Origin of the sequence: Chroococcidiopsis sp. CCNUC1 (assembly GCF_023546805.1) — a bacterium.
Lineage (GTDB): Bacteria > Cyanobacteriota > Cyanobacteriia > Cyanobacteriales > Chroococcidiopsidaceae > Chroococcidiopsis > Chroococcidiopsis thermalis.
This window is the reverse complement of sequence record NZ_CP097480.1, coordinates 5861934-5879553: the sequence shown is the minus strand read 5'-3', so window position 1 is coordinate 5879553 and position 17620 is coordinate 5861934. Positions and strand designations below refer to the sequence as shown.

Here is a 17620-nt window from a genome sequence, read left to right as displayed (position 1 = left end):
ATATATATGAATCTGGAAATGGAAATTACAATTGGCTGGTTATATCCAACTTTAATGAGTACCTATGGCGATCGCGGTAATGTTATTTGTATCCAGCGGCGCTGTGAATGGCGCAATTATACAGTGAAAATATTACCTTTAGATCGGGATTCTACGGCTCAAGATTTTTACCAAGTCGATATCCTCGTCGGTGGTGGTGCGCAAGATAGACAGCAAGAAATTGTCATGCGCGACTTGCGCGGTGCTAAAGCTGAGGCGTTACGAGACAAAATCGAAACTGGTACGCCAGGAATTTTTACTTGTGGTGCGCCGCAATTATTAGGACATTACTACGAACCAGGAGAAGGACAACGAATTGAGGGACTGGGATTATTTGATTTTGTTTCTATCCATCCCGGGTTAAATGCGCGTCGCTGTATCGGGAATTTAGTTATTGAAGTGACTGCTAAAAAGTTAGCACAGGAATTAATAGCAATGATAGGTTCGCCACCCTACTTGATTGGTTTTGAAAATCATGGCGGGCGCACAAAATTAAGTCAAGTGGAGGCGTTGGGACGGGTAATATATGGTTTAGGAAATAATGGTGAAGATGGTACAGAAGGAGCAGTTTATCAAAATGCGATCGCGACTTATTCGCATGGTCCCCTGTTACCTAAAAATCCATTTTTAGCTGATTGGTTGATTCAAACTGCCTTGAAACAAAAATATCAAGAATCAATTGCACTTGCACCTTTAGATGATACTTTAGCTAACCAAGCACGGGAAGCAATCTTCAAGAAACTGCGCGTAAATCTGCCAACCTTGGTTAAACAGTAGGGTGCGTTAATTAACGCACCTACCTAATCGAGAATTAGGCGCGATCGCTTGAATCTTTTGACTGCTATTAACAATAATCCCGCGTCAATTGCTGCTAAAATAATTAATACTATCAAAATTATTTGAGTCATATTAGTATTTCTGGCAGACTTTAAAAGACTGGTTTGTAATTGAGTTGGAATTAGGCTCAAACTCAACAGTGGAATCCAAGTTAAGGCAATAGAGACAAAAGCTAATTGTTGGGCTGCTTGTTTGACTGTGGGACTGCGGAGAGAGACAATGACACCTATACTCGCCATAGCTGTAGCTGTCAGAATTCCCAATCCAATTCCAGTTAAAGTTATTCCTATGGGGTAGAGTAAGATTTCTCCCGTGTTATGAGTTAAATTAACAGCTATCAAACCTGTTATTAAAACTATTAACGTTAATAAAAAACCATAGATAACAACTGTAATAATTTTACCGAATAGAATTGCTGCTTCTGATAGAGGACTTGCTAATAAAGTTTCTAAAGTATGTCTCTCTCTTTCTCCAGCAAAACTATCAGCAATCAGCGCCATAACTGGTAAAGTTGGTAGCCAACCCCAATAAGCAATTGTGAAGGGAGAGTCTACCCAAAATGTACCAATCTGAATGGGCATAAGCAAGCCAAATATTAATATTAAAGGTAGCCAACTTAGGATTGTTGTTTTAATGCTACCGCGCTGAAATAGTAATTCGCGCCATTCTTTCCAGATGACAGTCCAAATATCGGTAATCATACAAAATCTATTTGATTGACTATATATCCCGTAAGGGCGGGTTTACTAAACATGTCTGTTTTTAGATTGAGATCTTGGTGAACCCGCCCCTACGTTATCCACAATTGATGACTTGTTGTGCTGTTAAATTTAAATCTGGAAATAATTCTGATGGAATGCAATGCTAGGTTGAACACGTGGATATTGTTTTTTATACTATTCTTGCTTTAGTAGATAGTTATTATTAAATACAATGATTCGAGTCAAAACTTTACGTGAGGAGTTTGAAGCAGGCGAAAATGGTGGATACGTATATGGTGAGATACAAAGACGAAGAAGTTTTCCCGTATATGTTGAGCTTGGGATAGAACAAGAATATATTCCATCCTCCTAGGATAATTCAAAGACAGAATATAGACTGTTTCAAAAATGTAACGTTTTCGTCGCTGAGACTGACGAGGAACTTGACCGAGAAGAATATATATACTCTTCACTCAATGTGACGGTAATTATATATTGTTAGTTACTGGGAAGAAGACACAGGAGCAACACGCCGTTTTCCCATTTGCTTGTGCTGAATTTCTATGCGATCGCGATTTTTTTCTAAAAATTCTTCAAGTTCTTCTATAGGAACTTGAATAGTCTCTCCGTTTTTGAGTTTGACGGTAAACATAGCGCATTGTTTCTCTAAGATTATCCAATAATACCATGTTTACATGGTATTATTGGGAGCCAACCAGGCTGCGTATAGTAGTGGTAAGGTGCGTTTTCAAAACGCACCCTACAAGCTGTGCCAAATTTGGGCGGGGCGACTCATAGCCGCCTTAAGCACTAGTAGCGCGATCTGTCAGGCGAGTTAATACCTGATTAGAACGCTCGACAAAAGATTTCATTCCTTCTGCATTAAATCCTTTTTGTGCCATTAATGCCAAGTCATAAACGTGTTGACAAATTGCATTTGCTAATTCGGCACTTGGTGACTGTCCTTCACCTTGGATAATACTACCTTGGCTGAGACTGACTAAGTTTTGAATCAGCGGATGCGCGGTATTAACTAGCAAGATATGATCGTCAGGAAACTGTGCTGTTTGCTGCTGGACAAAAGCACTCATTTCTTGAATGCGGCGCATATATTCAGGTAACAACACCATTGCTGGCGGAGTACCTTGCGGATCGTCAGATTTTAATGCTTCGGTACGGATATTGAGTTTGGGTTTATTCAAGGCTTTTTCAAACAATTCCTTGATTAATTCGCTGCGAGTTTTGTTTGTAGTTGGATCGACAATTTCCCCAGCTTTATCTTTGTCAAGTAGAGTTTGATCTAAGTCAGAATCAACGCGAGAGAATTTAACGTCTGAATACTCTCTTTCTAGGAAAGAAATAAAGTGAGTATCGATAAAGGAATCCATAAATAGGACTTCTAAACCCTGCTTCTTATGCAGTTCTACATAAGTAGCTTGGGTAACTTCATCGGTGCAATAGTAAACGCGATTCTCGTGACGTTCTTTGTTACGTTCCAGGTATTCTTTCAGCGTGGTATAGGAGGAAGTCGTAGGGGCGTTCTCCTGCACGCCCGTACCTGAGTCGGGAGTAGATTCTGCTGGTTGTACGTCTTGCCATGCGTCTCCCTCTTCTGCTTGCACTTGGACGGCTGGTGTTTCTGTCGCAGGTGAGGACGCAGCCACTACAGGCGTTTCATAGGTTGTGCGGTAGATGACGATATCTTCGACTTGTTTTTTGAATTTCTCGTCGTTAAGGGAACCAAATTTGACAAACGTACCTACGTCTTGCCAAACTTTGATATATTCTTCGCGGCTATTGCGATAAAGTTCTTTCAGGCGATCGCCGACTTTACGAGAAATATAATCGGCAATTTTCCTTACCGTCCGGTCTGTTTGCAAGGCGCTACGAGAAACGTTAAGGGGAATATCGGTGCTATCAATCACTCCCCGCATGGGTAGCAAGAATCGCGGGATAATCTCTTCGCAATGGTCGCTAACAAAGACTTGATTGCAGAATAGTTTGATCTGTCCCTGGGTGACATCGACATCCGGTCTGAGTTTAGGAAAATACAAAATCCCGTTGAGGATGAAGGGATAGTCGGTGTTGAGATGTACCCATAACAGGGGTTCTTCTTGAAACGGATACAAGTAGCGGTAAAATTCCAAATAATCTTCTTTGGTGAGATTATTAGCTGACTCTCGCCAAGGTGCTTTTTGCTGGTTGATAACCTCGCCATTCAGTTTGATGGGAACAGGCAGAAAATCGCAATAAGTCTTGACAAGTTGCTTGATACGTGCATCTTCTACGTACTCCTGCTCGTCTTCCATTAAGTGCAGGGTAATAGTCGTACCGCGATCGCTCCGAGATGAATCTTCCAAAATAAACTCTGGGGAACCATCGCAACTCCAATGGACGGCTGGCGCACCTGCTTGGTAAGACAGAGTATCGATCTCAACTTTTTGCGCCACCATAAAGGAAGAGTAAAAACCCAAGCCAAAATGACCGATGATCTGTTGGTCTTTCCCTTCGTACTTGTGAATAAATTCTTCCGCACTAGAGAAAGCCACTTGGTTGATATATTTCTTGACTTCCTCCGCCGTCATCCCGATACCGTTGTCGGAGATGGACAGAGTTTTGCGATCTTTGTCTATAGCAATTTGAATTTCTGGTTCGCCTATATCGCCGGAATACTCCCCAGCACGGGATACCATTTTCAGCTTTTGGATAGCATCGACAGCATTAGAGATCAATTCCCGTAAGAAAACCTCATGGTCGGAGTAGAGAGATTTCTTAATAATGGGGAAAATATTCTCAGTGTGGATGCTGATTGTGCCTTGTTCCCGCATACTAAATCAGTGTTGTGGTGAATGTTCTTTAATCAGGATCTTAATGGCTTAAACCACGCGATCGCTCTTTACTTAACTAAAGATTCCCCCCAACGCTAATTCGGTTTACCCTACCTGTCTTTAGTAAGTCAGGAGTCGGGAGTCGGGATAAGAGAGCCGAGGGAGCGCAAGGTTGCTGAGGAAGCTGAGGGGAGAAGAGAGCTGAGGGAGCCCAGGGAGCCCAGGGAGCCCAGGGAGCAAAACTACCATGCACCACGCACCACGTACCACTTTTTAACCAACTACCAACTACCAACTACCAACTACCAATTACCCTTTACCCATAACCACTCCTTACTGATAACTGATAACTAATAACTGATATGACTCAGGATATGCAACGCGAATTTACCAGTCGTGAAGAACTGGTAGCCTACTTAAAAGAACAATTTCCCACCGCTGCGAGTCGAGATGATAATATCAGCGAGACTGTCGGGGGACGCAAAGCTGCTGAAAAAGCTTTACAAACAGTAGATCCGGCAGGTTACGCCAAAACTCGCAACTTTCTCACGGGTGCGGTAACCCGTCTCTCGCCCTATCTTCGCTATGGAGTTTTGAGTCTCGCTGATGTTAAGAAATATGTCTTGAACAAAATTCAGCAGCCAGATGAAGCAACGAAATTAATTAACGAACTCGGCTGGCGCGATTATTGGCAACGCCTATATGTCAAATTAGGAAATGGAATTTGGGAAGATCGAGAAGAATATAAAACTGGTTACACTACCAAAGAGTACGCCCCCGAACTACCAGAAGATATCGCCACAGGGACGACAGGGCTAGTTTGTATCGACAGTTTCAGTCAACAAATGCATCAAACTGGATATTTACACAACCACGCCCGGATGTGGATGGCTGCTTACATGGTGCATTGGCGACGTATCCGCTGGCAAGTCGGGGCGATTTGGTTTTTGGAACATTTATTAGATGGCGATCCGGCGAGTAACAATATGTCTTGGCAATGGGTAGCAAGTACGTTTAGCCACAAACCCTATTTCTTTAACCGCGAAAATTTAGAACGTTATACAAATGGTGTTTACTGTCGCGAATGTCCCCTCTACGGACATTGTGACTTTGAAGGCAGTTACGAACAAATAGAACAGCGATTGTTTCCCAAGGCAGAATTTAACAAACAACCCAACAGTCAAAGTTGGCAACGCGGGAAGAGACAAGGTGGACAAGGGAGACAAGGGGGACAAGGGGGACAAGGGGACAAGGGAGACAAGGGGGACAAGGGGGACAAGGGGACAAGGGGACAAGGGGGACAAGGGAGACAAGGGGGACAAGGGAGACAAGGAGGATAACTACAACCATCAACCACCTACTACCAACTACCCATTACCAATTACCCATTACCATGAACCAACCGATTATTTGGATACACGGAGATTGCTTGAGTCCAAAAAACCCTGCACTGCAAGAATATCCCAATTCGCCTGCAATTTGGGTTTGGGATGAGGCTTTAATTGAGGAGTGGCAGTTAAGTTTGAAACGAATTGTTTTTATTTATGAATGTTTGTTGGAATTACCAGTTGTGATTAGACGAGGTGATGTGGCGAAAGAAGTGTTAGCTTTTGCCAAAGAACATAATGCTGATTCAATTGTGACAGCCGATAGTCCTAGTCCCAGATTTGAAACAATTTGTGATGAAATTGAGCGATCGCTAAAACTTGAAGTTCTCGAAACCGAGCCATTTTTTGAGTACGATGGTTACATCGATCTGAAACGATTCTCTCGTTATTGGAAAGTAGCAGAAAGATATGTATATGGTAGGGGGCATTAATTAACGCGCTCTACTTATTCCCCGTAAAAGTTACCCCTTGAATAAAGTAGCGATTGAAAAAGGCATAAATTAGTAAGGCGGGTAAAGTGAATACCATTGAAGCAGCCATGATATAGTTCCAATAACTAATGTATTGCCCCTTAAATGTATTCAAGCCCAAAGGTAAAGTAAACATTTCTGAAGTAGAAACAATCATTAACGGCATTAAAAAGTTATTCCACGAACCTAAAAAGATAAATATAGTTTGAGCTGCTAAGGCTGGTCTAGCTAAAGGTAAAACAATCTGAAAGAAAGTTTCTAAGTAACCCAAACCATCTAAGGCAGCAGCTTCTTCTAATTCCTTGGGAAAGTTAACAAAAAACTGCCGCATCATAAAGATAAAAGTTGCATTGACAATATTCGGAACGATTAATCCCTGATATGAATTTAACCAGCCTAAAGATTTTAGAATTAAAAAACTAGGAATTAGCGTGACTTGAGCTGGAACCATTAAAACTGCTAAAATACAGAAAAATAAGATCTGATTTCCTTTAAAAGGAATGCGAGCAAGGGCATAACCAGCCATTGAGTTAAATAAAAGGTTGAAAATAGTGACAGTGCTAGCAACTACAACACTATTAAATAGCCAACGACCAAATAATGGTTCTTCTAGAAAAATCTTCTGATAATTTTCTAAAGTAAAGTTTTGCGGAATCAAGTTCAAGCCGCCAGCAATAATTTCAGACAAGGGTTTAAATGAAGCAGAAAGCGCCCAAGCAAAGGGTAAAAAAGTTGCGATCGCATAGACAATCAAAATCGCATATAAAATTGGAATAAAAGATATTTTTCGGTTTGCGTTCATTCGCATATCCTTTGGCAAGGCTTACACCTATAGCCTTTTTCAAATGGCTGAGATATAAGATCTGTAGGGGCGCACAGCTGTGCGCCCCTACGAATGTATTCCATCATAATGAGAATAGCTATATATTCGCAATGAGTTTTCTTAAATATATACTCATCCCTCTTTTGTTACCTTTGAAGCAGTAAAATAAAAATCTCCTGTTTCATCTAGGCATAGGACAATTGGTTTGTCCCCAACTGATGCTTTAATTAACTGCAATCGTAGTTCTCGCAAGGCTTTAATATCCCTGGCGTGTATCTCGTAAGAAACGATCTAATTCTTGTCCATCAGATAGACCAACAATCCGGGCGATTGCTGGAGCGCGATTTTCGTTTAATTTCAGAAATGATCCCTAGATGCAGAAACTTAAAGGCTTCAAAATTTCTCACATCACAGAAAAGATTTCGGTACGTTTGGCAATATTCGTCGATCAACGCTACTGTCGATCCTGGCTCTCTACGCTCAACCATAGTCGCAGCCTAGCTTCTAACACTTCCTTCCCTATTTTAGTCTTGCCAAAGCAACAAAAGAGGGATTAGTTCAAATGCAACAGACAGCAGACAAAAGAGATTAGAGGGGTGACGCGAGCCGCATCTCAAGTCACGATCGCGACTTCTCCGGTGTCTAAATCGTATCGTCCGCCAACAATTTTCAATTTACCTTCTCCTACTAGTTGCATTAAAAGATCCGATCGCTCTAATTTTTTCACTTGATATTGCACGTTTGCCACAACTGCATTCTCAATTAAATCGCTTTCCGATTTATTATTTGATTTGTGATTAAGTTGCGCGTTAGCGGAGCTTAACGTAGTTATCGCAGGTTCGATCGCTTTAGCAAAACTACTAATTTGACCTGGAAGTGGCTTACCTTGTACTGCTGCTGTAACTGCACCGCATCGTTCGTGACCTAATACCATAATTAGGGGAGTCCCTAACATAGCTGCGGCATATTCTAAGCTGCCAAGTGCTTCAGTTGTGACAATATTTCCAGCAATCCGCACGTCAAATAAATCTCCAATTCCCAAATCGAATAGGATTTCTGCCGGAACGCGAGAATCAGCACAACTTAGGAGAGTAGCAAATGGATGCTGTGCGGTAGCCACTTCATGCAAGCGTGTCTGGGACTGATGCGGATGTCTCAGCTTTTGCTGCACGAAACGCTGATTTCCCGCTAGCAATCTTTGCAATGCTGTATTAGGACTATCGGGTTCGATATCCTCTATAACTACGGCTTGCGCCGATCGCGCGTAACCAAGTAGGCTACTTGCAGCAACGCTAAAACCAACACCCGCTATCTTTAAAAACTGACGGCGATCGACAAACTTATTCTGACGACTCATAATCCTTCCTAACAAAGCAAGTAACTAGACAGCGGCACGCTAGCCACCAGCCACTAGTCACTGATAACTGATAACATTTGTACAGACGTTACATGTAACGTCTCTACAGAGACGCAATACATCTAACCGAACGAATCTCCATCGCATCGGAGATATAACAAGCGCCACCGAATTTATTCAAAACTGGTCGAATATTCTCTATGACTGGCTTAACTTGCTCTGGCATACAAAAAGCAATGATATAGACATTATCTAATTGCGTTGCGTCTGCACCAGGACTTCTACCAACCACGTTGCGGATCACAGTGTGTGCGATAATACCTGCTTTATCCAAGCCTGCTAAAATTTTTGTCAGTTCTACCGAATCCGCGAGGACTTCTATTCTCTTCACTGCGTGCATAGTTTTACCCCCAAAGCAGATTGATGCCGTACAAATACAAAGGAATTCCCACAATGATATTGAAGGGAAATGTCAGTGCTAGAGCGGCAGTAACGTAAAGGCTGGGATTGGCTTCTGGTAGCGTCATCCTCATAGCAGCTGGAACCGCTATATAAGAGGCACTCGCACACAATACCGAAAATAACAGTGCATTTCCCTGCGGCATCCCGATCGCTTTTGCTAAAAGTATGCCAATTGCCGCATTAACTATTGGTATCAATATAGAGAAAGAAATCAAAAATGTACCAGTTTTACCTAGATCTTTGATTCTTCCAGCAGCAACTAATCCCATATCTAACAAAAAGAAGGTTAGGACTCCGTAAAATATGCCTTGAGTAAATGGCTCTTCTACCTTCCAGCCTTTTTCTCCTGACACTGCACCTATTATTAGGCTACCAACTAAAAGAAAAACCGAACTGTTCAAGAAAGCTTCTTGCAAAACTTCCGACCAAGAAAAATCGCCATCTTGCTTGTCGATCGCAAATAGTTTTACCAAAAGCAGTCCGACAATAATTGCTGGGGATTCCATCAAAGCTAAAGCCGCTACCATGTAACCGCTAAAATCAATCCCTAGTTCAGTCAGAAAAGAACCAGCAGTAATGAAAGTGACAGCACTGATAGAACCATAGGTAGCGGCGATCGCAGCTGCATTATACAAGTCGAGTTTGATTTTGAGAATAAAAAATGTATAAATCGGCACGATACAAGCCATCATTACCGCTGCCAAAAGGGTGAGTATGACTTCTTGACTGGCTCCGCTTTTGACAAGTTCGTTGCCTCCCTTAAACCCAATGGCAAATAGGAGATAAAGCGAAAAAAGTTTAGGTAATGGTTGAGGAATCTCTAAATCCGATTTGACAAAAACAGCTAACATCCCCAGAAAAAAGAACAGCACTGGCGGACTCAGAACGTTAGACGCAATCAAGCTTACATCCATTCCCACCTCTCCTTGAATCTGCGGGAACAGACGCTCAAAACAGTTTTTAACATCACAAAACTTAATATTTTATGTTAAATGCGATCGCCGGACAATAATCTAGCAACCAAGGTGATTTGACTATTCTAATTTGGCAATTTCTACCAAACAAGAACAGCATGAAGCATAGTTTATCAGAAGATGCAACTATTTCTACATTTGCCAGCACTCATTTGTCAAGAAAAGCGGCACTGCAAATCTAACTTGCAAATCTAACTATTGTTGAAACTGAGACAGCAACCACGCGCTAACTCTACCATGATTCATTTGACGAGTTCGCCGCAAAGCTTCTTCTAATAAAGCAATTTCTAAACCTAGTAAAACTTGGGATTGTGTAATTCTTCTGCTACCACCATTTGCTACAGAAAAGGCAAAAATTTCAATATTTTTTACATCGACAATCCAATATTCTGCGACTCCTAACTGTTCGTAAAGCAGACGCTTTTCACCTTTATCATCTGATATAGAAGTATTAGCCACCTCGATTGCTAAAGTCGGTGGTGGATAGAGATCGAGATTAATAATTGTCGTTCCCCAAGGAATTGCTTCAGCATTGCCACCAATATAGTAAGACACATCGGGTTGTGCTTCCCGAACACCTGTTTTCCGATAGGTACAGTTATCTTTACCATTTAAATCTATGCCTGTTATTCCCGCCCAGAGGTGAACGGCATGATTAACTATTGAATGGTCGCTGGCATGGTCGTTTCCCACTGGTGGCATTTCAATTCTCATCCTCTCGTTGAAATAATAACCCTTGGCTTTCTCTAATTGCGGATTTTCAATTATCTGAATGTACTCATCCCAACTAGCTTTCACCCAGGTATCTGTTGGTAGCTCGATCTGCGGGATATTCATAAATCACCTCAGCACAACTTGCTAGATTTGACTTTCAAGAGTTATTAATATTTTCTCCGATCGCACTTGGTTTGATTTGAGCTTCCAGTTGTCGTTTTTGGGCTAAAAGTTCTTGGATTTTACGATAGCGCGCGATCGCTACACTCAGCTCCAACAATTGATCCATAGGACAAGGATAAGACCATTGCTCACCGGATGCATCGAGACCGCAAACGCGATAGCTAGTTGGAGGTAACGAGCGATCGCTGGATAAATCTGGACGTTCAAACACAATTTCTTCGATCTCGTCGTCCGATGCTGAAGCAATCGGATCGGCATCGATCCAACCATTGACAATTGGACCCTCGTAGTAGAGCGCTTGAATTTTCTGTGCTATCTGTTCTAGAGTGGCAACTGGTGCAGATCGTGGTTTTTCTACTGGAGTTTTGGTTGCTAAAGATGGATTGACACTACTAGCAGAAGATAGTTCGGGTAACTGAGGCGATTGGGGACGTTCGCTCTCGATTGCTGACGGTGAAGGTAAATCGACTTTTGGCGCTACTGGCAAAATCTGAAATGAGATCGGGCGATCGGTAACAGTAGACGGTTCAGTGGTAGACTGCTTAAGCGTCTCTAGTTGGTCTAAAGTTGCGTGAATGCGTTGTAGTGCCTGTTTCATGTGTTTATATTTAGTGGCTAGTGGTTAGTGGCTAGTGGCTAGTGGTTAGTAATCAATATGGTGTGGGGTGTAGCGAGTGGTGCGTGTGTTAATTGCGACTTACGACTTACAGCAATGATGCCAACTTCTCCTTCGAGTCGAATTGTACTCGTTACTGGACCAACTAAATCTGGTAAAAGCGAATGGGCAGAAACTCTAGCAATGCAATCTAGAAAATCGGTGATTTACATTGCGACGGCTCAAACCAATGCTGACGATGCTGAGTGGCAACAGCGGATCTCTCAACACCGCGATCGCCGTCCTGCTGACTGGTTAACCGTAGAAGCTCCAGAAAACTTAACCGAAACAATCGCCACAGCTCCCTCCTGTTGCTGCTTGCTAGTCGATTCGCTAGGAACGTGGGTAGCGAATTTGCTGGAGCAGGATAGCATTACTTGGGCAGCAACAGAGCAAAATTTAATCTTAAGTTTAGAGCGCTTAGACAATAAAGATGTAATTGTTGTAGCAGAAGAAGCTACCTGGGGCGTAGTGCCAGCTTATTCAAGCGGCAGGTTGTTTCGCGATCGCTTAGGTCAATTAGTCCGTCGCTTAGGAGCTATTGCCAACCCCGTTTACCTCATCGTCGGCGGACACGTCCTTAACCTCAGCCTGCTGGGTTCCCCACTACCCACCCCTTTAAACGAGAAACGATAGCATAGATTCAGTTGTCAGCAAGAGAGTGACTAGTGGCTGGTGACTAGTGACTAGATGAAGAATTCTACTACTAGCCACTAGCCACTAGCTACTAGCAACTCCCTACTCCCTACTCCCTTCTTAAAATGGCATCCACACAAGACGTTAGAAGATATCTCGCATACTGGTTTCAGTTAGGTAAGCATGTCGTCATCCGCGACGGACAAGAACGCTTGCTACCACAACCAGTGATAGAAGGCGATCGCTACAGCCAAGCTTTTGAAGAGTGCTGGCAACGCATTAACGCACCTAATGTAGGGGACTGCTACTTGGAGGCAACAGAGGAATCAGTAGCCGATTTACTCACGCCAGAGTGGGATGTGTCTCCTTGCGCCCGTTGTGCTATGCCCGTACCCGTGCGTAATGTGGGAATGCCTCCGGCTTGCTGTCCTTGCAATGACTTACTGAGTTGGCCCAACCTTGACGTTCCGCAGCCGCGATCGCCAGTCAACTCCCAAGTAAAGCTCAAAGATATACAACAACGGCTGATGTCAATGCGCGATCGCGGTTAGATAGCTTAAATAAATTAGGCACGCAGCTCAACTAGACCTTTGCCGCTTGCTTTTCTCCCTCTGGTTGGCGACGACGGGGAATTTCATAAGTTAAAAAGTCGTGTGCCATTTCAGTGTTGGGAAAGATCGCCCGCGCTTCCTCTAAAAGGTGTTGTAATTGAATGTCATTACCAGGAGCATAGCGAGGGCTAAAATGTGTCATAATTAGCAGCCTCACTTGGGCAGCTAATGCTGTTTGTGCTGCCATCGTTGATGTGGAATGCAAACGTTGAAAAGCGAGTTCTGCATCGATATGAGAAAATGTCGCTTCGTGAATCAGTACGTCCGCACCTTGGGCAAGAGCAACCGCCCCATCGCAGAAAATTGTATCGGTGCAGTATGCTAGCTTGCGCCCTTGTTCTGTGTCACCGCATAGATCGACTCCCCGAATGACCCGTCCATCATTGAGAGTTACAGTTTCGCCCCGCTTCAGTTGACCGTATACTCTCCCAGGAGGGATGTTTAACGCTTTGGCTTTTTCGACATCGAACCGCCCAGGACGATCTTTTTCAGCAATCCGATAGCCAAAAGCGGGGACGCGATGCTCTAAGAGATCGCAACTCACTGTAAATTCTTCATCCTCGTAAACCATCCCAGGCTGTACTGTATGGACGTGCAGCGGGTAAGATAGATGAGTTTGAGAATAGCGACCGCAGGCGCGGAGATACTCTTCTAACTTTGGTGGACCGTAAATATCAATTCGGTGCGGACTACCCGCTAAACCACAGGTGGCTAGCAATCCCATTAAGCCAAAAACATGATCGCCGTGCATGTGAGTGACGAAAATGCGGTTAATTTGGCTAATTTTTAAGTCACTCCGCATAATCTGATGCTGAGTTCCTTCCCCACAGTCAAATAGCCAGACTTCTGCTCGTTGCGGTAGGCGAAGGGCAACACTAGAAACATTACGCGATCGCGTCGGTACGCCGGAACTCGTTCCTAAAAATGTAATCTGCACTGCGGCTGCTGTCGATCTACGACATGGCTGACGTATTCTTTATCTATACTGCCACGCGATCGGCAATCGTAATCCGCGAATCGGGGGATGGGATGTATTTTGACTTCTGAGTTGGAGACTTCCCTTTTGCCTCTCCTCAACCTAGTCGAATCAAGACCCAGTACGATTAGTTTTAGCTTTAGTATTTGGTAGATTCAGGTTGGTCGAGTTTTTGACATACTACAGTTGTGTTCTTATTTTTAGGTTTTTTAGGGCGATTTTAATTACAAAAACGCTTTTTATTAAGATAAATCTAAATATTACCTGTTTTTGCTAGTTTTTCTAGTTGATAATTACTGCTATTTTAATTATTAATAACTGTTTTTATTGGTATGGTAGCTGTAAGCTCAGAAGGTTGTAATACCTCCCTATCTCCAATCTCATTTCCCGTGGTGCAGTTACAGCGGCAAAACCTGTGTCGAAATTTGCAGTATTGCCCTAAAGCCGTGTCGAATTCGAGCCAGTTTGGGTGAAGTTAAAGTTTTTCTTTCACCAGATCTATATGTATCTAAAAATGCTTCGTCAACTGTAATTTTACTGATATTCAGTATCGGTAAAACTCAAAAGTTTATGAATCTGCGGTAAAAATTCTTTCAAGGGGTGTGAAAGTTGTGGTAAACTCTTAGCGAGCGTTGATATATAGGAGAGGAGGAATACAAAAAAAAGTAATGATTAATAACTCAATTTTTTGCGATCGAACTAGCAAAGTTTAAAGATGCTGATGGAAATGCTGGCATCATATTATTGATTTATCTACAACGTTAAAATCCATTCAATTAAAATAGAGCGTATTAGCTTTTTCTGAAAAAATGGACGAGCAGCTCGGTCTAATTAGGCGAGCATTTTGTCATTAGTGCTAAAGATATCTAAGCACTAGATTTCTCATGTTTTTTCAGATTTCAAAAATATCGCGGTATCCTGAAATTGGGCGTGAAACGCCTGGATTGTTCGGCTATTTACTCCAATTGCAGACTGTAGCGATCGAAAGCAGAGATAAGTATTCGTGCAAAAATTGCATCTAGTATCTGCTGCAAAATCTTAAGTAAATGAAGCGTAAACCCTTCAATTTCCGAAGCACCTGTCAACAAAATGAAAATCATAGTAGAACAAGTATCCAAAGCTTTATTGGAAATCAGAAATCGACATTTTATTATTCTCGACACCATCGTATTTTCAATCGCACCAATCCTAGCACTGAGTCTGCGCTTGGACGAACTCAATATTATTGAAACCCTTAACACATATGGGCTGCAATTAGCGATCGTCTCTACCGTATTTATCATTGTAAAACTAAGCATCTTATATAGTTTTGGTTTTTATCGACGGTGTTGGCGCTACGCTAGTATTGACGAGCTGACGCAAATTGTCATGCTGACGTTAGCAGCGATTGTCCTCGAAACAATAATTGTCTATACCTTTAATAACTGGTCTAATTTTTCCGCTGTCTTGCCGCGATCGCTAGCGCTGCTAGATGGAATGCTCAGCCTAATCTTCGTAGGTGGACTTCGCTTGAGCATTCGAGTGGTCGAAAGAGCAAACTACAGGCAGGCTCAACCTAAAAGTAGCGAACGCTTGCTAATTGTTGGTGCAGGTAATGCAGGCGTGACAATTGCCCAACAGATGCAGCAGAACCCACACTTCAATCTTTACCCCATCGCTTTTATCGATGACGATCCGGCGAAATTTCAATTAAGAATTCGCAGTTTACCTGTAGTTGGCGATCGCCATCAGATCCCGAAAATTGTCCGATCCTTGCGCGTCGATCGCGTCGCGATCGCCATGCCGAGCGCCCCTGGCGAAGTCATTCGCGAGATCTTAGATATCTGTCAATCGAGCGGCGTGCGTACCAGCACTTTACCTAGCGTCAGCGAGATCGTCAACGGTTTCAACGGTCGCGTGGCGATCGAAAGCATTCGCGAAATCAAAATTGAAGACTTATTGCGTCGGGAACCAATTCAAACAGACGGGCAGAAAGTCTCGCAGTTATTAACAGGTAAAAAAGTACTCATCACTGGCGCAGGTGGGTCGATTGGTAGCGAACTTTGCCGTCAAGTCTTTCGCTGTCGTCCCGCAGAAATCATGCTGGTAGGACACGGCGAAAATTCGGTCTTTTACATCCAACAAGAATTGGAACGAGTCATGGAAGTGCTGCGGCAAGACGGCGCGATGCAGGGATATATGCCACGCCTGCGCGCTTTTATCGCCGATATTCGCTTTCCATCGCGTTTAGAGTATGCTTTTGACCAATTTCGCCCAGATATCGTTTTCCATGCTGCCGCGCACAAGCACGTACCCCTGATGGAGGTGAACTCACCAGAAGCGATTACCAACAACGTCTTGGGGACGAAAAACCTGCTCGATCTTGCTCTGAGATACGATGTCAACCAATTCGTCATGATTTCTACGGATAAGGCAGTTAACCCAACTAATATAATGGGAGCCAGCAAGCGGACTGCCGAAATGCTCGTTCTGCAAGCAGCGCAAAAGAGCGGCAAACCTTATGTTGTCGTCCGGTTTGGTAACGTGCTGGGGAGCAGAGGTAGTGTCGTGCCTACCTTCAAGCAACAAATTGCTAAAGGAGGACCGATTACCGTTACTCATCCCGATATTCGACGCTATTTCATGACAATTCCCGAAGCCGTGCAATTAGTATTGCAAGCGGCGGTTGTTGGCTGTGGCGGAGCCATATTAATGCTAGACATGGGACAGCCAGTGAAGATTGTGGATCTAGCGAAAGATTTGATTCGGCTGTCTGGATTGCAGGTAGATAAGGATATTAAAATTCAGTTTACGGGGTTGCGACCAGGAGAAAAGCTCTTTGAAGAACTGTTCATCCCTGGCGAACAGTACGAAAAAACAGAACACGAAAAAATTCTGATTGTCAAAAATGCCAGTAACTTTACGCCAAAAACTTTAAATTCTTTGGTAGAAGCACTGTGCGATGCCGCACGGCAAAATGATGCTCCGGCGATCGCCTTCTTATTACAACAGCTCGTACCTGAATATAAGCCACAAAACTCTCCAATTCCCAAACAATTACCTGCAAGCCAAGAAATGCTGGATGAACTTATCGTTCCAAGATCGAAGCGGCAGCATATTCTAGATACGCCTATTGCTGCACTCGATCGCCAGTCCAAAATTCAGCTACAGGAAATTGAGCAAGCATTCGAGCAGGGTGAATTTGAGATTCACTACCAACCGATTGTTGTGTTGCAAACCAATAGAATTGTTGGGTTTGAAGCACTCTTACGCTGGCAGCACCCCACGCAAGGGATAGTTTCACCTACGGACTTTATTTCTGCTCTAGAAGCAACAGACGCGATTTCAACTATCGGCTGGTGGTCGTTGCGGCAAGCTTGTCAACAGCTACGCCTATGGCAAGAGTGCTATCCCAACATTCCTCTGACTGTGAGCGTGAATCTTTCCAGTACCCAGTTCGCCCATCCAAATCTCGTGGCACAGTTGGGACTCGTTCTGGAACAAACTGGATTGAATCCTCGAAATTTGCGTCTGGAAATTCCTGAAAGCGCGATCTTATCGGATATTGAATTTGCGAACCAAAGGGTAATAGAACTCAAAGCATTAAATGTAGAATTACAAATTGATAATTTGGGTATTGGCTATTCATTTTTGAGCTTACTGCAAAGGCTCCCCAATCGCATGTGCTATGAAAAATTCGATCGCCTCAGCGTCGATCGCTCCCTCGTCAATCAGATTGATACTGATGAAGAGAGCTTGGAGATTTTACGGACAATCGTGGCGATCTCCCGCAACTTGGGTGTAGAGACAACGGTAACTGGTGTGGAAACTGCGGCTCAGCTAGCACAACTCAACGCTTTGGAATGCCAATACGGACAAGGCTACTTTTTCGCCAAACCCATTAACAAAGATGCTGCCAGTACGCTGATTAATTCGCAATTGCAACCCTTGTAATCAGTTGTCAGTTATCAGTTATCAGTTGTCAGT

Annotated in this window: 16 protein-coding genes; 6 read left to right on the top strand and 10 right to left on the bottom strand. The window is 43.3% G+C overall.

Annotated elements, in window-relative coordinates; genetic code table 11:
- Nucleotides 1-6 precede the first annotated feature (6 nt).
- Nucleotides 7-816, top strand: a complete 810-nt coding sequence (locus M5J74_RS27240) for a type 1 glutamine amidotransferase (protein WP_250014351.1) — start codon at nucleotides 7-9, stop codon at nucleotides 814-816.
- A gap of 23 nt (nucleotides 817-839) precedes the next feature.
- Here the strand turns inward: M5J74_RS27240 and M5J74_RS27235 are convergent, their stop codons facing one another.
- The 3 genes from M5J74_RS27235 to htpG all read right to left on the bottom strand — a co-directional run bounded on the left by M5J74_RS27235 (nucleotide 840) and on the right by htpG (nucleotide 4405).
- A complete protein-coding gene (locus tag M5J74_RS27235; RefSeq protein WP_015157012.1) occupies nucleotides 840-1577 on the bottom strand; it encodes an ABC transporter permease in 738 nt (245 codons plus the stop codon).
- Between the two features lie 502 nt (nucleotides 1578-2079).
- Nucleotides 2080-2229, bottom strand: a complete 150-nt coding sequence (locus tag M5J74_RS27230; protein ID WP_015157010.1) for a hypothetical protein — start codon at nucleotides 2227-2229, stop codon at nucleotides 2080-2082.
- Nucleotides 2230-2380: 151 nt separating this feature from the next.
- Nucleotides 2381-4405, bottom strand: coding sequence for a molecular chaperone HtpG (htpG, locus tag M5J74_RS27225; RefSeq protein ID WP_250014349.1), 2025 nt, complete (start codon nucleotides 4403-4405; stop codon nucleotides 2381-2383).
- A 362-nt stretch (nucleotides 4406-4767) separates the two neighbouring features.
- On the opposite strand from htpG, the gene M5J74_RS27220 reads away from it, so the two are divergent.
- On the top strand, nucleotides 4768-5745 hold the full coding sequence (locus M5J74_RS27220; RefSeq protein WP_250014347.1) for an FAD-binding domain-containing protein: 978 nt from the start codon (nucleotides 4768-4770) through the stop codon (nucleotides 5743-5745).
- 53 nt (nucleotides 5746-5798) lie between these two features.
- Nucleotides 5799-6224, top strand: a complete 426-nt coding sequence (locus tag M5J74_RS33695) for a hypothetical protein (protein WP_371934090.1) — start codon at nucleotides 5799-5801, stop codon at nucleotides 6222-6224.
- A 10-nt stretch (nucleotides 6225-6234) separates the two neighbouring features.
- Here M5J74_RS33695 and M5J74_RS27215 read toward each other — a convergent pair whose 3' ends face one another.
- The 6 genes from M5J74_RS27215 to M5J74_RS27185 all read right to left on the bottom strand — a co-directional run bounded on the left by M5J74_RS27215 (nucleotide 6235) and on the right by M5J74_RS27185 (nucleotide 11374).
- Nucleotides 6235-7065: a carbohydrate ABC transporter permease gene (locus tag M5J74_RS27215; RefSeq protein WP_106166511.1), complete on the bottom strand. Its 831-nt coding sequence runs from the start codon at nucleotides 7063-7065 to the stop codon at nucleotides 6235-6237.
- A gap of 634 nt (nucleotides 7066-7699) precedes the next feature.
- Nucleotides 7700-8443, bottom strand: a complete 744-nt coding sequence (locus tag M5J74_RS27205) for a carbonic anhydrase (RefSeq protein WP_250014345.1) — start codon at nucleotides 8441-8443, stop codon at nucleotides 7700-7702.
- Between the two features lie 103 nt (nucleotides 8444-8546).
- The gene (locus M5J74_RS27200; RefSeq protein ID WP_015157004.1) at nucleotides 8547-8843 is read right to left on the bottom strand and encodes a P-II family nitrogen regulator; all 297 of its coding nucleotides are present in this window, start codon (nucleotides 8841-8843) and stop codon (nucleotides 8547-8549) included.
- 4 nt (nucleotides 8844-8847) lie between these two features.
- Nucleotides 8848-9819 carry a sodium-dependent bicarbonate transport family permease gene (locus M5J74_RS27195; protein ID WP_106166509.1) on the bottom strand — a complete coding sequence of 324 codons (972 nt, stop codon included), beginning with the start codon at nucleotides 9817-9819 and terminating at the stop codon, nucleotides 8848-8850.
- Nucleotides 9820-10074: 255 nt separating this feature from the next.
- Nucleotides 10075-10716, bottom strand: a complete 642-nt coding sequence (locus M5J74_RS27190) for a Uma2 family endonuclease (protein WP_106166508.1) — start codon at nucleotides 10714-10716, stop codon at nucleotides 10075-10077.
- A 34-nt stretch (nucleotides 10717-10750) separates the two neighbouring features.
- On the bottom strand, nucleotides 10751-11374 hold the full coding sequence (locus tag M5J74_RS27185; RefSeq protein ID WP_250014343.1) for a hypothetical protein: 624 nt from the start codon (nucleotides 11372-11374) through the stop codon (nucleotides 10751-10753).
- A gap of 114 nt (nucleotides 11375-11488) precedes the next feature.
- Here M5J74_RS27185 and cobU point away from each other — a divergent pair, with 114 nt between their 5' ends.
- Complete coding sequence (cobU, locus tag M5J74_RS27180) at nucleotides 11489-12067, top strand: bifunctional adenosylcobinamide kinase/adenosylcobinamide-phosphate guanylyltransferase (protein WP_106218812.1); 579 nt, start codon at nucleotides 11489-11491, stop codon at nucleotides 12065-12067.
- 125 nt (nucleotides 12068-12192) lie between these two features.
- Entirely contained in the window at nucleotides 12193-12618 is a 426-nt protein-coding gene (locus tag M5J74_RS27175) for a hypothetical protein (RefSeq protein ID WP_106166505.1), read from the top strand.
- A gap of 31 nt (nucleotides 12619-12649) precedes the next feature.
- Here the strand turns inward: M5J74_RS27175 and M5J74_RS27170 are convergent, their stop codons facing one another.
- Nucleotides 12650-13615, bottom strand: a complete 966-nt coding sequence (locus M5J74_RS27170; RefSeq protein ID WP_106166504.1) for a ribonuclease Z — start codon at nucleotides 13613-13615, stop codon at nucleotides 12650-12652.
- 1128 nt (nucleotides 13616-14743) lie between these two features.
- Here M5J74_RS27170 and M5J74_RS27165 point away from each other — a divergent pair.
- On the top strand, nucleotides 14744-17587 hold the full coding sequence (locus M5J74_RS27165; RefSeq protein ID WP_250014334.1) for a polysaccharide biosynthesis protein: 2844 nt from the start codon (nucleotides 14744-14746) through the stop codon (nucleotides 17585-17587).
- The last annotated feature ends 33 nt before the right edge of the window (nucleotides 17588-17620 follow it).

What these genes read in the sequence shown, in the direction of transcription:
- M5J74_RS27165 (WP_250014334.1), top strand. Translation starts at nt 14,744, where the DNA reads ATGAAAATCATAGTAGAACAAGTATCCAAAGCTTTATTGGAAATCAGA.
- M5J74_RS27205 (WP_250014345.1), bottom strand. Translation starts at nt 8,443, where the DNA reads ATGAGTCGTCAGAATAAGTTTGTCGATCGCCGTCAGTTTTTAAAGATA.
- M5J74_RS27230 (WP_015157010.1), bottom strand. Translation starts at nt 2,229, where the DNA reads ATGTTTACCGTCAAACTCAAAAACGGAGAGACTATTCAAGTTCCTATA.
- cobU (WP_106218812.1), top strand. Translation starts at nt 11,489, where the DNA reads ATGATGCCAACTTCTCCTTCGAGTCGAATTGTACTCGTTACTGGACCA.
- M5J74_RS27200 (WP_015157004.1), bottom strand. Translation starts at nt 8,843, where the DNA reads ATGCACGCAGTGAAGAGAATAGAAGTCCTCGCGGATTCGGTAGAACTG.
- M5J74_RS27190 (WP_106166508.1), bottom strand. Translation starts at nt 10,716, where the DNA reads ATGAATATCCCGCAGATCGAGCTACCAACAGATACCTGGGTGAAAGCT.
- htpG (WP_250014349.1), bottom strand. Translation starts at nt 4,405, where the DNA reads ATGCGGGAACAAGGCACAATCAGCATCCACACTGAGAATATTTTCCCC.
- M5J74_RS27215 (WP_106166511.1), bottom strand. Translation starts at nt 7,065, where the DNA reads ATGAACGCAAACCGAAAAATATCTTTTATTCCAATTTTATATGCGATT.
- M5J74_RS27220 (WP_250014347.1), top strand. Translation starts at nt 4,768, where the DNA reads ATGACTCAGGATATGCAACGCGAATTTACCAGTCGTGAAGAACTGGTA.
- M5J74_RS33695 (WP_371934090.1), top strand. Translation starts at nt 5,799, where the DNA reads ATGAACCAACCGATTATTTGGATACACGGAGATTGCTTGAGTCCAAAA.
- M5J74_RS27195 (WP_106166509.1), bottom strand. Translation starts at nt 9,819, where the DNA reads ATGGATGTAAGCTTGATTGCGTCTAACGTTCTGAGTCCGCCAGTGCTG.
- M5J74_RS27175 (WP_106166505.1), top strand. Translation starts at nt 12,193, where the DNA reads ATGGCATCCACACAAGACGTTAGAAGATATCTCGCATACTGGTTTCAG.
- M5J74_RS27185 (WP_250014343.1), bottom strand. Translation starts at nt 11,374, where the DNA reads ATGAAACAGGCACTACAACGCATTCACGCAACTTTAGACCAACTAGAG.
- M5J74_RS27235 (WP_015157012.1), bottom strand. Translation starts at nt 1,577, where the DNA reads ATGATTACCGATATTTGGACTGTCATCTGGAAAGAATGGCGCGAATTA.
- M5J74_RS27240 (WP_250014351.1), top strand. Translation starts at nt 7, where the DNA reads ATGAATCTGGAAATGGAAATTACAATTGGCTGGTTATATCCAACTTTA.